The 13542-nt window shown below is 72.2% G+C and carries 11 protein-coding genes and 2 tRNA genes; 9 read left to right on the top strand and 4 right to left on the bottom strand.

The annotated features are described in order from the left end of the window. Positions 1 to 32: 32 nt before the first annotated feature. Together ACIQUR_RS12770 and ACIQUR_RS12765 are read right to left on the bottom strand one after the other, a co-directional pair. Positions 33 to 557 carry an NUDIX hydrolase gene (locus ACIQUR_RS12770; protein WP_403662597.1) on the bottom strand — a complete coding sequence of 175 codons (525 nt, stop codon included), beginning with the start codon at positions 555 to 557 and terminating at the stop codon, positions 33 to 35. After that, positions 554 to 1954, bottom strand: coding sequence for a zinc-dependent metalloprotease (locus ACIQUR_RS12765; RefSeq protein ID WP_403662594.1), 1401 nt, complete (start codon positions 1952 to 1954; stop codon positions 554 to 556). Before ACIQUR_RS12765 ends, ACIQUR_RS12770 begins: the two co-directional genes overlap by 4 nt. 204 nt (positions 1955 to 2158) lie before the next feature. Here ACIQUR_RS12765 and ACIQUR_RS12760 point away from each other — a divergent pair, with 204 nt between their 5' ends. The 4 genes from ACIQUR_RS12760 to ACIQUR_RS12745 all read left to right on the top strand — a co-directional run bounded on the left by ACIQUR_RS12760 (position 2159) and on the right by ACIQUR_RS12745 (position 5299). Beyond that, positions 2159 to 3280, top strand: a complete 1122-nt coding sequence (locus ACIQUR_RS12760) for an SDR family oxidoreductase (protein ID WP_403662591.1) — start codon at positions 2159 to 2161, stop codon at positions 3278 to 3280. A gap of 179 nt (positions 3281 to 3459) precedes the next feature. Further along, positions 3460 to 3921, top strand: coding sequence for a molybdenum cofactor biosynthesis protein MoaE (locus ACIQUR_RS12755; protein WP_403662588.1), 462 nt, complete (start codon positions 3460 to 3462; stop codon positions 3919 to 3921). 91 nt (positions 3922 to 4012) lie between these two features. After that, positions 4013 to 4192, top strand: coding sequence for a hypothetical protein (locus ACIQUR_RS12750; protein WP_399945196.1), 180 nt, complete (start codon positions 4013 to 4015; stop codon positions 4190 to 4192). A gap of 21 nt (positions 4193 to 4213) precedes the next feature. Next, entirely contained in the window at positions 4214 to 5299 is a 1086-nt protein-coding gene (locus tag ACIQUR_RS12745; RefSeq protein ID WP_403662585.1) for a PDZ domain-containing protein, read from the top strand. A gap of 45 nt (positions 5300 to 5344) precedes the next feature. Here the strand turns inward: ACIQUR_RS12745 and ACIQUR_RS12740 are convergent, their stop codons facing one another. Then, positions 5345 to 5914: a PPA1309 family protein gene (locus ACIQUR_RS12740; RefSeq protein ID WP_403662582.1), complete on the bottom strand. Its 570-nt coding sequence runs from the start codon at positions 5912 to 5914 to the stop codon at positions 5345 to 5347. Positions 5915 to 6042: 128 nt separating this feature from the next. Between ACIQUR_RS12740 and ACIQUR_RS12735 the strand changes: the two genes are divergently transcribed. From ACIQUR_RS12735 to ACIQUR_RS12720, 4 genes are all read left to right on the top strand, one after another. Then, positions 6043 to 8898 carry a UPF0182 family protein gene (locus tag ACIQUR_RS12735; RefSeq protein WP_403662717.1) on the top strand — a complete coding sequence of 952 codons (2856 nt, stop codon included), beginning with the start codon at positions 6043 to 6045 and terminating at the stop codon, positions 8896 to 8898. 61 nt (positions 8899 to 8959) lie between these two features. After that, a tRNA-Met gene (locus tag ACIQUR_RS12730) sits at positions 8960 to 9033 on the top strand. 236 nt (positions 9034 to 9269) lie between these two features. Then, positions 9270 to 11240 carry a sel1 repeat family protein gene (locus tag ACIQUR_RS12725; protein WP_403662579.1) on the top strand — a complete coding sequence of 657 codons (1971 nt, stop codon included), beginning with the start codon at positions 9270 to 9272 and terminating at the stop codon, positions 11238 to 11240. A gap of 46 nt (positions 11241 to 11286) precedes the next feature. Beyond that, positions 11287 to 11360: transfer RNA gene (locus ACIQUR_RS12720), tRNA-Met, on the top strand. 166 nt (positions 11361 to 11526) lie between these two features. Here the strand turns inward: ACIQUR_RS12720 and ACIQUR_RS12715 are convergent. After that, positions 11527 to 11943 (bottom strand): Fur family transcriptional regulator, encoded by a 417-nt coding sequence (locus tag ACIQUR_RS12715; protein WP_399945206.1) that lies wholly within the window; start codon positions 11941 to 11943, stop codon positions 11527 to 11529. A 125-nt stretch (positions 11944 to 12068) separates the two neighbouring features. Here ACIQUR_RS12715 and ACIQUR_RS12710 point away from each other — a divergent pair, with 125 nt between their 5' ends. Further along, complete coding sequence (locus ACIQUR_RS12710) at positions 12069 to 13538, top strand: catalase (protein WP_403662576.1); 1470 nt, start codon at positions 12069 to 12071, stop codon at positions 13536 to 13538. The last annotated feature ends 4 nt before the right edge of the window (positions 13539 to 13542 follow it).

Here is a 13542-nt window from a genome sequence, read left to right as displayed (position 1 = left end):
CCCCGTCGTACGGGCAGGACGTACGGGCACCGTCAGAGCCGGGCCCGCGTCGCCTCCAGCAGCCGTACGACCGACTCGTCGGCCACCCCGGCCACCTCGTCGTACCGGAACCAGCGCAGGTCCAGCGACTCGTCGCTGATCTCCGCCACCGCCTCGGCCGGCGCCAGCGCCGCGTACTGGACGTCCAGGTGCCAGTTGCACGGGGCCGGGATCGGGTGCCGGTCCAGCCGCACCGGGCCGCCCGGCAGCAGGGTCAGGCCGTGCGCGATGCCGGACTCCTCACGGGCCTCGCGCAGCGCGGCGTCCGCCAGCGTGGCGTCCCCGGGCTCGCAGTGACCACCCATCTGGAGCCACATGCCCAGCTTCTTGTGCAGGGTCAGCAGCACCCGGCCGCCGACCGGGTCGATCACCAGGGCGCTGCCGGTGACGTGACCGGCGGTGCAGGGCTTGTAGACCCCGTCCGGGTGCGCCGCGAGGTGCTCCAGGTAGACGTCACGCAGCTCGGGCTGGTCCTCGTACCCCTTGAGGACGAGGACCGCGTCGTCGTGCAGGCTCACTTCTCGTCGTCGCCCTTGCCCTCGCCCGTGCCGTCCTGCTCACCGCGCCGCTCGGCAGCCTCGCCGAGCATCCTGTCGATCTCGGAGAAGTCCAGCTGCTCGCGGTGCACGAAGCCGTCCGGGTCGTCCAGGTCGGTCGCCGTCGGCAGCATGTCCGGGTGCTCCCACAGCCCGTCCCGGCCGTCCACCCCGCGCGCGTCGGTCAGCGAGGCCCACAGGCGGGACGCGTCCCGCAGCCGCCGCGGACGCAGCTCCAGACCGATCAGCGTGGCGAAGGTCTGCTCCGCGGGACCGCCCGAGGCGCGGCGCCGGCGCAGGGTCTCGCGCAGCGCGTCCGCCGAGGTCAGCCGGGGCTTGGCCGCCTCGTGGACCACCGCGTCCACCCAGCCCTCGACCAGCGCGAGCGCCGTCTCGAGGCGGGCCAGCGCGGCCTTCTGCTCGGGGGTGTCCTGCGGCTGGAACATGCCGCCCTGGAGGGCCTCCTGCAGCTGCTCGGGATTGCCCGGGTCGAGCTGGCCGACCACGTCCTCCAGCTTCGAGGTGTCGACCTTGATCCCCCGCGCGTACCCCTCGACCGCGCCGAACAGGTGCGAGCGCAGCCACGGCACGTGCGCGAACAGCCGCTGGTGGGCGGCCTCGCGCAGCGCCAGGTACAGCCGGACCTCGTCCGACGGCACCCCGAGGTCCTTGCCGAAGGCCTCGATGTTGAGCGGCAGCAGCGCGGCACGTCCGGCCGGGCCCAGCGGCAGCCCGACGTCGGTGGAGCCGACCACCTCGCCGGCGAGCGTCCCCACGGCCTGGCCGATCTGCTGGCCGAACATGGCCCCGCCCATCGAACGCATCATGCCGAGCAGCGGGCCCGCCATGGCCTGCATCTCCTCGGGCAGGACGCTGCCCATGGCCGCGCCGACGCGCTCGGCCACGGGGTCGACGAGCTCCTTCCACACCGGCAGGGTCGCCTCGACCCACTCGGCGCGGCTCCAGGCCACGGCCGTGCCCGCGCCCGAGGGCAGCGAGGTCACGCCGTCCAGCCAGAGGTCCGCCAGGCGCACGGCCTCCTCGACGGCCGCCCGCTCGGCGGGGCCGACGCTGGAGTCCTTGACGCCGTCCGAGGTGCCCTGGGCGACGGTCTGGCGGGCGATGTCCTTGGCCATGTCCCAGTTCACGGGACCGCCCTCGTAGCTCAGCATCTGGCCGAGCTGCTGGAAGGCCGCCCCCAGATCGGCCGGGTTCACCGACCCGAACATCGCGGCGAACGGGTTGTCCGCACCGCCCGGCAGCCCGGCCCCGCCGAACCCGAACGGATTCGGGCCGCCCTGGCCGCCCTTCTTCTTGCCCTCGTCGCCGTTCTCCGGCTCCTCCGGCGGAAGGCCGAATCCGAATGGGGTGTCACTCACGGGTTTCCTCGGCTCGTCAGGCCGCCGGCGGGAACCGACGGCAATGGTCCGACAACAATGGTCCGACAACACCACCAGCGTAGACACCACACCCGGTTCCGGGCTCGGTGCTCCGCCGGCTCCGGGGCTGCGGCAGGATGGACATCACCTGGTACGTACGCGTCACGACGCGCCCGTACTGAAGACAACCGCTGGAGACGCCCGGTGAGTTCCCCAGATCCACAGCTCCGAGCAGCGCACGACGACGAGGTTCGCCCTAGGCGAAACGGCGGCGTACGCGGTCCCGTGGTGGCCGTGACCGGCGCCGCCTCGGGCGTGGGCGCCGCGCTCGTGCGCCGCCTCGCCGAGTCCGACGAGGTCAGGCAGGTCGTCGCGATCGACGAGCGGCGGGGCGACTGCGCCGCCGCCCAGTGGCACGTCCTCGACGTCCGCGACCCGGCCATCGCCGACAAGCTCCGCGGCGCCGACGTCGTCGTCCACCTCGCGCTGGACCTCGACCTGGAGACGGACCCGGCCGCCCGTACGGCGTACAACGTGCGCGGCACCCAGACCGTGCTCACCGCCTCCGCGGCGGCCGGCGTGCGCCGGGTCGTGCTGTGCACCTCCGCGATGGTCTACGGCGCGCTCCCGGACAACGACATCCCGCTCTCCGAGGACGCCGAGCTGCGCGCCACCGCGGAGGCCACCGGCGTCGGCGACCTGCTGGAGATCGAGCGCCTGGGCCGCCGGGCCCCGCGCGCCCACCCGGGCCTGAACGTCTCGGTGGTCCGCCCCGCCGTGCTGGTCGGCGGCACGGACACGGCGCTCACCCGCTACTTCGAGTCCCCGCGGCTCCTCGTCGTCGCCGGCTCCCGCCCGACCTGGCAGTTCTGCCACGTCGAGGACCTGGTCAGCGCCCTGGAGTACGCGGCCCTGGAGAAGGTCGAGGGCGAGCTGGCGGTGGGCTGCGAGGGCTGGCTCGAACAGGAGGAGGTCGAGGAGCTCAGCGGCATCCGCCGGATGGAGCTGCCCTCGGCCGTGGCCCTGGGCGCCGCCGCCCGGCTGCACCGGATCGGCCTCACCCCGTCTCCGGCCGGGGACCTGGCGTACACGATGCACCCCTGGGTGGTGAGCGTGAGCCGGCTGCACGACGCGGGCTGGCGCCCCCGGTGGACCAACGAGGAGGTCCTCGCGGAGCTGCTGCAGGAGGTGGCCGGGCGCCACACCGTCGCCGGCCGCCGGCTCGGCCGCAAGGACGCCACCGCCGCCGGTGCCGCGGGTGCGACGGTCGCCCTGCTGGGCGCGGCCGCCGTCGTGCGCCGGGCCCGCAAGCGCCGGGGGATCTGACCGTACGGACCCGGGCCCCCGGCACCCGGGCCGCGGCCGCCCGCACCGGCCCCGGGCCAGGCCCCCGGCCCGGCGCGGACCCGGCCCTCCGGCCTGTAGGAGGCTCCATATCCGCGGCCCCGCGCACCGGTCGAAACGCCCCTTGGGCGATCTCCCGGCCGTAGGGCACGATGGACGGTATGGCACCGCACTTCGACCACCCCGGCGAGCAGGCCGCAGCGGACCCGATCCGGCTGCTCGAGATCCGTGAGACCCCGCTCTCGCTCGACGAGGTCTTCAAGGCCGTCGGCGACGACGCCACGGGCGGCACGACCCTCTTCGTCGGCACGGTGCGCAACCACGACGGCGGGGCCGACGTGGACTCCCTCGGCTACTCCTGCCACCCCACCGCACAGGCGGAGATGCGCCGCATCGCCGAGCGCGTCGTGGCCGAGTACCCGGTCCGGGCCCTGGCCGCCGTCCACCGGGTGGGCGATCTGACCGTGGGCGATCTCGCGGTGGTCGTCGCCGTGTCCTGCCCGCACCGCGGCGAGGCCTTCGAGGCGTGCCGGAAGCTGATCGACGACCTCAAGCACGAGGTCCCGATCTGGAAGCACCAGCGCTTCTCCGACGGCACCGAGGAGTGGGTCGGCGCCTGCTGACGCCCCGTCGATTTGCGTAACCCCGCCCCGAGGACCAGCGTTGGATTCCACAACACACACCGCGTGTCGGTCCATGGGAGGGAGGCCCGGAATGGCGTCGCTGGCCTGGTTGCTGATTCCGCTGTTCGCCGCCGTAGGAGCTGCGATATGGGCGAGCTGGGCCGCCCGGGACCGCACCTCAGGTGACATATCGGAGCTGGCGGGGTACGCCCGGTTCCGCGAGGCCATGGACCGGGCCGACAAGGCGCACTCCGGTTCCGACGCCTTCTGACACGTCCCGTACTGTCGTTCCATGCCACGCCGCACCGCGACGATGCTCGCCTCGACCCTCGTGCTGTTCGCGTTCCTCTGTGCGGGGATCTTCATCAAGGTCCCGTACTCGGAGATGAGCCCCGGCCCCACGGTCAACACGCTCGGCGAGTCCCACGGCGAGGCCGTCCTGCAGATCTCCGGCCGCACGACGTACCCGACCACCGGGCACCTCAACATGACGACCGTCCGCGTCACCGGCGCCGACTACGACATGAACCTGGTCGAGGCCGTGTACGGCTGGCTCTCCGGCGGCAACATCGTGGTCCCGCACGAGAACCTCTACCCCGACGGCAAGACGGAAGAGGAGTCGACGCAGGAGAACGCCGAGGAGTTCAGCCAGTCCCAGGAGAGCGCCAAGGTGGCCGCGCTCAGGGAGCTCGGCATCCCGGTCAGCGCCCGCGTCGTGGTGGCCTCCGTGGTGAAGGACAGCCCCTCGGAGGGCCGGCTGCACGCCGGCGACGTGGTCAAGTCCGTCGACGGCACTCCGGTGAACGCCCCCGGGGACGTCGCCGCCCTCGTCACCCGGCACAAGCCGGGCGAGAAGGTCGTCTTCGACGTCATCCCCGCCAAGGAGGCCGCGGCCGCCGAGAAGGCCCACCGCGAGCCCAAGGGCGGCGAGAAGGTCGTGATCACCGCCGGAAAGGCCCCCGACGACGGTCACGCGATCGTCGGCATCCGGGCCGGGACCGACCACACCTTCCCGTTCACCATCGACATCAAGCTCGCCGACGTCGGCGGCCCCAGCGCCGGCCTGATGTTCGCCCTCGGCATCGTCGACAAGCTCACCCCGGGGAACCTCACCGGCGGCAACTTCGTCGCGGGCACCGGCACCATCGACGACGACGGCAAGGTCGGCCCGATCGGCGGCATCCAGATGAAGACCATCGGCGCGCGCGAGGCGGGCGCCCGGTACTTCCTCACCCCCGCGGACAACTGCTCCTCCGCCGCGAAGAACACCCCGGACGGCCTGACCCTGGTCAAGGTCGGCACGATCGGCGACGCGGTGCAGGCCCTGAAGAAGATCGGCAAGGGGGACACGGCAGGGCTGCCGCAGTGCACGCCCTGACCGCGTCCCGCACCCGCTGAGGGCGTCCCGCGCCCGCCGGGGGCGCTACGCCTCGAAGGTCGAGGCCAGCGCCTCGGCCAGCCCCGGCACCAGGTCCGCGCCGGTCAGCACCTCGCTCGCGGAGTCCTTCTCGCGCAGCCGTACGGCCGACTCGCGGGCCCCGTCGCGCAGCACGGCCACGGTCATCCGGACCTCCTGCCGCTCCGGGTGCCGGGCCACCCACTCGGCCAGCCGCTCCTCGTCCAGGTCCTGCGGTACGGCGGCCTCGGCGGACGGCGGCAGCATCAGCCGCTCCACCGTCAGGGCGCAGCCCGTGACGGCGTCCGGCCAGGCGATGGTGCCCAGGAACTCGTCCAGGGCGGTGCCGGCCGGCAGCTCGTCCTGCAGGACCGGGGTCAGGGTGGCGGCGCCGCTGTCGGTCCGGTCGAGACCGAGCTGCTCGGCCAGCTGCGGCTCCTGGGCGCGCAGCTTCGCGGTGTCGACGAGGGCGAACAGCCGGGTCGGCTGGTCCCAGCCGAGGCCGGCCGCGTACTCGTCGATTTCGAGGACGGCACGGGTGAGCGGGCTGGCCGCCATCGGGGTGCCGGAGGGGGAAACGTTGGACATGGGCAACATCCTGCCTCCTTTCCGCCCGATACCGGGAACTGACCGAAGCCTCAGTAAGTTGCACGAGTGGGCTCTACGATCGGGTGCCCGCTCTACCGACACACAGCGACTTCGAGGTGCGCACCTTGGCTTTCCAGATGCCGGACCGCGGCGGAGGCCCGTCCGGGCCACGGATCAGAGTCGGCCGCCCGTCCCGGCGTGCCCGGACCCTGCTGATGACCTTGGGCGTCCTGGCCGTCCTGGCCATGGCGTTCATCATGTTCGCGGGCTTCTGGACCGACTGGCTGTGGTTCAGGTCCGTGCAGTACTCCTCCGTCTTCACCACCACCCTGTGGACGAAGACCGGGCTCTTCGCCGTGTTCGGCCTGCTGATGGCCGGTGCCGTCGGGTTCAACATCTGGCTGGCCCACCGGCTGCGGCCCCCGCTGAGCGCCATGTCGCTGGAGCAGCAGAGCCTCGACCGCTACCGCATGGGCATCGCCCCGTACAAGAAGTGGCTGCTGACCGGGATCGCCGCGCTCGTCGGGCTGATCGCCGGCGCGTCGGCCGCCGGCCAGTGGCGCACCTGGCTGATGTACGTCAACGGCGTCGCCTTCGGCAAGAAGGACCCGCAGTTCGGCCTCGACGTGTCGTTCTACGCGTTCGACCTGCCCTGGTACCGCTTCCTGCTCGGCTTCGGCTTCGCCGCCATCGTGCTGTCGCTGATCGCCGCCGTCGTCGTGCACTACCTGTACGGCGGGCTGCGCCTGACCAGCCCCGGCGCCCGGGCGACCGCCGCGGCCACCGGCCACCTGTCGGTGCTGCTCGGCCTCTTCGTCTCGCTCAAGGCGGTCGCGTACTGGCTCGACCGGTACGGCCTCGCGGTGAAGTCCAGCGACTTCAAGGCGGCCGACAACTGGACCGGCCTCCGGTACGTCGACGCCAACGCCTACCTGCCGGCCAAGACCATCCTCTTCTGCATCGCCGCGATCTGCGCCGCGCTGTTCTTCGCGACGCTGTGGCGCCGCACCTGGCAGCTGCCGGTGATCGGCTTCGGCCTGATGGTGCTCTCCGCGATCCTGATCGGCGGCCTCTACCCGGCCATCGTCCAGAAGTTCCAGGTCCAGCCGAACGAGCAGGCCAAGGAATCGCCGTACGTCCAGAAGAACATCAAGGCCACCCAGGAGGCCTACGGGATCGAGAAGACGCAGGTCACCGAGTACCCGGGTACGGCGAACACCACGGACAAGAACAAGCTCCGGCAGGACGCCGACACCACGGCCAGCATCCGCCTGCTCGACCCGAACATCGTGTCGCCGGCCTTCCAGCAGCTCCAGCAGAACAAGGGCTACTACGGCTTCCCGTCCACCCTCGCCGTCGACCGGTACAAGGGCCAGGACACCGTGATCGGCCTGCGCGAGCTGAACCTCCAGGGCATCCCGAAGAACAACTGGATCAACGACCACTTCCGGTACACCCACGGCTACGGCGCGGTCGCGGCCAAGGGCACCGAGGTCACCCCTGACGGCAAGCCCGTCTTCACGGAGGCCGGCCTGCCCTCCAAGGGCGAGCTGGGCAAGTACGAGCAGCGGATCTACTACGGCGAGGAGACCAGGCAGTACTCCATCGTCGGCGGCCCGCAGCTCGAACTCGACTACTCCGACGACAGGCGCGAGGTCGAGACCCGGTACGAGGGCAAGAGCGGCGTCAACCTCGACAACCCGCTCAACCGCGCCGCGTACGCGCTGACCTTCAGCGAGCCGCAGATCCTCTACTCGGGCGCCATCGGCGAGGGCTCGCGGATCCTGTACCACCGCACGCCCAAGGAGCGCGTCGAGGCGGTCGCCCCCTGGCTGACCATCGACGGCGCCGCCTACCCGGCGGTGATCGACGGCCGCATCCAGTGGATCGTGGACGCGTACACCACCACCAACGGCTACCCGTACGCCTCCCGCACCACCCTCGGCGACACCACCGCGGACTCCCTGACCAACTCCCAGCGCGCGGTCGTCGCGCAGGAGAACCAGGTCAACTACATCCGCAACTCGGTGAAGGCCACCGTCGACGCGTACGACGGCACGGTCAAGCTCTACCAGTGGGACACCCAGGACCCGGTCCTCAAGACCTGGATGAAGGCGTTCCCCGGCACGGTCGAGGCCCGCAAGGAGATCCCGCAGAGCCTGATGCAGCACCTGCGCTACCCGCAGGACCTGTTCAAGGTCCAGCGCGAGCTGCTCACCCGCTACCACGTGAAGGACCCGCAGACGTTCCTCAGCGGCAGCGAGGTGTGGGCGGTGCCGAAGGACCCGACCACCAAGGAGGGCACGGCGGTCCCGCCGTACTACCTCTCCATGAAGATGCCGGGCCGCGGTGCGCAGGACTTCTCCCTCACCACCACGTTCACGCCCAACGGCCGTGACAACCTGGCCGCGTTCATGGCGGTCAACGCCGACCCGGCGACGTCCGACTACGGCAGCATCAGGGTGCTGAAGCTGCCCACGGCCAACCCGGTCGACGGACCCAAGCTGGTGCAGTCGCGGTTCAACTCGAAGCCGGAGATCGCCCAGGAGATCAACATCCTGAGCCGGGGCGACTCGCAGGTGGAGTACGGCAACCTGCTCACCGTGCCGCTGGACGGCGGGATGCTCTACGTCGAGCCGGTGTACGTCCGCGGTGGCGGCCTCAAGTACCCGCTGCTGAAGAAGGTCCTGGTGACCTACGGCGAGCAGACGGCCTTCGAGGACACCCTGGAGAAGGCGCTGAACGTGGTCTTCGGGGCCGAGCCCCCGACCACCAAGCCGCCGGCCGACGGCACGGTGCAGCCGCCGGACACGGTTCCCCAGAACCCGACGGTCAAGCAGGCCCTGGCCGACGCGAGCAAGGCGCTGGAGGACGCCGACAAGGCGCTGAAGGCGGGCGACTGGGCGGCGTACGGCAAGGCCCAGGACGAGCTGGAGGCGGCGCTGAAGCGGGCCACCGAGGCCGAGGCCAAGGCACCCCAGCCCAAGCAGTAGCCGCGCCGCCCGGTCGATCGGGAAGGCTCCGCCCCGCGTCGTGATACGGTGGTTTCACCGACGCGGGGTGGAGCAGCTCGGTAGCTCGCTGGGCTCATAACCCAGAGGTCGCAGGTTCAAATCCTGTCCCCGCTACTAGCGCGAAGGCCCGGATCCTCAGGATCCGGGCCTTCGTCGTACCTCCGGGAGCGCCCGCGAACGGACCCGAGTGGCCTTCGTCATATGCCGGTTTCGGTATGTGTCCCCCATGCGGGGGGAGTTGGGCCGGGTCCGTGTTTGACTTATCTCTCTGTGGGCATGTCGACAAAACGCTGTAGTGACCTCACTGGCTGCGACATACCAGGTGTACGCGGGTTGCAGGTGATGCGACGATGGGATTTATGGGGGACAGGTCAACTCTGCTGGAGACAGGGCGGTTTGTGCGGGCGGATTCCGACGAAGCGAAGGTGACGGGGACGGCGGACCACCGGCCCGACGCCGACGCGGCGGCTGACGCCGCCCACGGCACCGCGCGTGCGGCCGCCGGCGCGCCCGCGTCCGCCGCGGCCGACCCCGCGCCGACCGCGGCCGACTCCGCGCCGGCCGGGCCCGACTCCGCGCTGGCCGACGCCGTCAACGAGGCGGTCGAGGACGTGGAGCTGGAGGCCCGCTACCGCCCCGCCGCCGACGCCGGCGACCCCGGCGCCATGAGCGTGCTCGGCGCGCTGCTGCTGCGCCGCGGCGACCTCGACGGCGCCGAGCCCTACCTCCGCGGCGCCACCGGCGAGGGCGACCGGGCCGCGGCCAACAACCTGGGTGTCCTGCTGCTCCAGCGCGGCTACCCCGAGGAGGCCGCCGGCTGGTGGCGGGTGGCCGCCGTCGCCGGCTCCGCCCCCGCCGCGCACGCCCTGGGCCGCCACTACCGCGAGCGCGGGGACGAGCCCGCGGCCGAGTACTGGCTGCGGCAGGCCGCCGAGTCCGGGCACGCCCTGGGCGCGTACGCGCTCGCCGACCTGCTGGAGCACCGCGGCGACGAGGGCGCCGAGAAGTGGCTGCGGGCCGCCGCCGAGCAGGGCCACCGCGAGGCGGCCTACCGGCTCGCCAGGCGGCTGCGCGCGAAGTCCGCCAAGGGCCCGGCCACGGGTGCCGAGAAGCACCCGGGCGAGGCCGAGCAGTGGTTCCGGCAGGCCGCGGCCCGCGGGCACCGCCGGGCCGCCCTGCACCTGGGCAGCCTGCTGGAGGCCCGGGGCGAGCTGAAGGAGGCCGGGCGCTGGTACCTGTCCTCCGCCAAGCAGGGCGAGGCCCGGGCGGCCTGCGCCCTGGGCTTCCTGCTGCGCGACGCCGGGGACGAGGAGGGCGCGGCCACCTGGTGGCTGCGGGCCGCCGAGGACGGCGACGGGAACGCGGCGAACGCCCTGGGCGCGCTGCACGCCGCCCGCGGGGAGACCCAGACCGCGGAGCGGTGGTACCGCGCCGCCATGGACGCGGGCGACCACAACGGCGCGTACAACCTCGGGCTGCTCTGCGCCGCCCAGGACCGGGTGCCGCAGGCCGAGCAGTGGTACCGCCGCGCCGCGTACGCCGGTCACCGCGAGGCCGCCAACGCGCTGGCGATCCTGCTGCTCCAGGCCGGGGACGCGGCCGGGGCCGAGCCCTGGTTCTCCAAGGCGGCCGAGGCGGGCAGCGTGGACGCCGCGTTCAACCTCGGCATCCTCTTCGCCAGCCGCGACGAGGACCGCTCCGCCCTGAAGTGGTACGAGCGGGCCGCCGCCGCGGGGCACACCGACGCGGCCCTCCAGGTCGGCATCGCCCTGGTCAGGGACGGCGAGGAGCGGGCGGCCGAGCGCCACCTGCGCTGCGCGGCGGGCGGCGGCAGCGCCGAGGCCGCCTTCCGCCTGGCCGCGCTGCTGGAGTCCCTCCAGCCGCCCCCGGAGCCTCCCGGGCTGGGTGCGGGCCCGCCCGCGAAGACCGAGAGCGAGGAGTGGTACGAGCGCGCGGCCGAGCAGGGGCACCGGCGCGCCCAGGTCCGGGTCGGCATGCTGGCCGCGGGCCGGGGCGAGCTGGGCGCCGCCGCCCGCTGGTACCGCGAGGCGGCCGAGGCGGGCAGCCGCAACGGCGCGTTCAACCTCGGGCTGCTGCTGGCCCGCGAGGGCAGCGAGCCGGAGGCCGCCCTGTGGTGGACCCGCGCCGCGGTGGCCGGGCACGGCCGTGCCGCGCTCCGGCTCGCGCTGCTCGCGGCCCGCCACGGCGACCTGAACGAGGGGCGCAAGTGGTGCGCCCGGGCGATGGAACTGGGTCCCTCCGAGGTGGCCGCGCGGGCCGAGCGGCTGCGTGAGGCCCTCGACGAGGAGCTCACCGCGTAAGGATTTGCCCTGCTCGGCGACCGTGACGTAGTGTGGGGTTCACCGACGCGGGGTGGAGCAGCTCGGTAGCTCGCTGGGCTCATAACCCAGAGGTCGCAGGTTCAAATCCTGTCCCCGCTACTAGCGCGAAGGCCCGGATCCTCAGGATCCGGGCCTTCGTCGTGTTCCCGGCCCCCGCGGTGCCGCCGTCGGGCGCCCGCCGCCGGCCGGCATGACCTGACATACCCGCGTACGCGCATGCCCCCCGGTGGATCACCGGGGGGCATGCTGGCGTCGGAGGGACCGATCAGGCCGAGGCGCAGCCCGGGCAGAGGCCGCGGTAGGTGACCTCCACGTCCGAGACCACGAAGCCGAAGCGCTCCGAGTCGGGGAGGTCGGCCAGCGGGTTGCCGGCGGGGTGCACGTCGCGGATGGCGCCGCAGCGGGCGCAGACCAGGTGCTGGTGCGGCCGGTGGGCGTTGGGGTCGTACCGCTTGGCGCGCCGGTCGGTCGAGACCTCCAGCACCTCGCCGAGCGACACCAGTTCGCCCAGCGTGTTGTACACGGTCGCGCGGGAGATCTCGGGCAGTTTGACCACTGCGCGCGCGTGGACCTCGTCGGCCGTGAGGTGGACGTGGTCGCCGTCCAGGACCTCGGCCACGACGCGCCGCTGGGCCGTCATGCGCCAGCCGCGTCCGCGAAGTCTTTCGAGCAGGTCACTCATGGCGCCAGCGTAACAGCGGGGCGACCTTGATCCCGAATCAGTGCGGACTTGGACCCTTGCTTGACTTGGACAATGTCTATCGTAGGATCGGTTCCGACGCAGTCGAGGACAGGACAAGTCAGGACATGACGCAGGAGGCGCACGTGACGCAGGGACCGCTCACCACGGAGGCCGGGGCTCCGGTCGCCGACAACCAGAACAGCGAGACGGCCGGCGTCGGCGGCCCGGTGCTGGTCCAGGACCAGCTGCTGCTGGAGAAGCTCGCCCACTTCAACCGCGAGCGGATCCCGGAGCGCGTCGTGCACGCCCGCGGCGCCGGCGCGTACGGCACCTTCACCGTCACGGCCGACGTCACCCGCTACACCCGGGCCAAGTTCCTGTCCGAGGTCGGCAAGCAGACGGAGACGTTCCTGCGCTTCTCGACGGTGGCCGACAGCCTCGGCGGCGCCGACGCGCGCCGCGACCCCCGCGGCTGGGCGCTGAAGTTCTACACCGAGGAGGGCAACTACGACCTCGTCGGCAACAACACGCCGGTCTTCTTCATCCGGGACGCCATCAAGTTCCCCGACTTCATCCACACCCAGAAGCGCGACCCGTACACCGGCTCCCAGGAGGCGGACAACGTCTGGGACTTCTGGGGCCTCTCGCCCGAGTCCACCCACCAGGTGACCTGGCTGTTCGGCGACCGCGGCATCCCCGCCTCGTACCGCCACATGAACGGCTACGGCTCGCACACCTTCCAGTGGAACAACGAGGCCGGCGAGGTCTTCTGGGTCAAGTACCACTTCAAGACCGACCAGGGCATCAAGAACCTCACCCAGGCCGAGGCCAACCGGCTCGCCGGCGAGGACCCCGACTCGCACCAGCGCGACCTGCGCGAGTCCATCGAGCGCGGCGACTTCCCGACCTGGACCGTGCAGGTCCAGATCATGCCCGCGGCGGACGCGGCGACGTACCGCTTCAACCCGTTCGACCTGACCAAGGTCTGGCCGCACGCGGACTACCCGCCGATCGAGATCGGCAAGCTGGAGCTCAACCGCAACCCCGAGAACATCTTCGCCGAGGTCGAGCAGTCGATCTTCAGCCCGGCGCACTTCGTGCCCGGCATCGGCCCCTCGCCGGACAAGATGCTCCAGGGCCGGCTCTTCGCGTACGGCGACGCGCACCGCTACCGCGTCGGCATCAACGCCGACCACCTGCCGGTGAACCGCCCGCACGCCACCGAGGCGCGCACCAACTCCCGCGACGGCTTCCTCTACGACGGCCGCCACGGGGGCGCCAAGAACTACGAGCCGAACTCCTTCGGTGGCCCGCACCAGACCGACCGGCCGCTGTGGGCCGGTACGCCGGTCACCGGCGTCACCGGCGACCACGCCGCCCCGCTGCACGCCGAGGACGACGACTTCGTGCAGGCCGGCAACCTCTACCGGCTGATGTCCGAGGACGAGAAGGGCCGGCTCGTCGAGAACCTGTCCGGCTTCATCGCCAAGGTCTCCCGCGACGACATCGCCGAGCGGGCGATCGAGAACTTCCGCAGGGCGGACGGAGACTTCGGCAAGCGGCTGGAGGCCGCCGTCCAGGCCCTGCGCGGCTGACGCG

The organism is Streptomyces sp. NPDC101132 (assembly GCF_044759225.1).
Lineage (GTDB): Bacteria > Actinomycetota > Actinomycetes > Streptomycetales > Streptomycetaceae > Streptomyces.
This window is presented reverse-complemented; position numbering and strand designations above follow the sequence as displayed.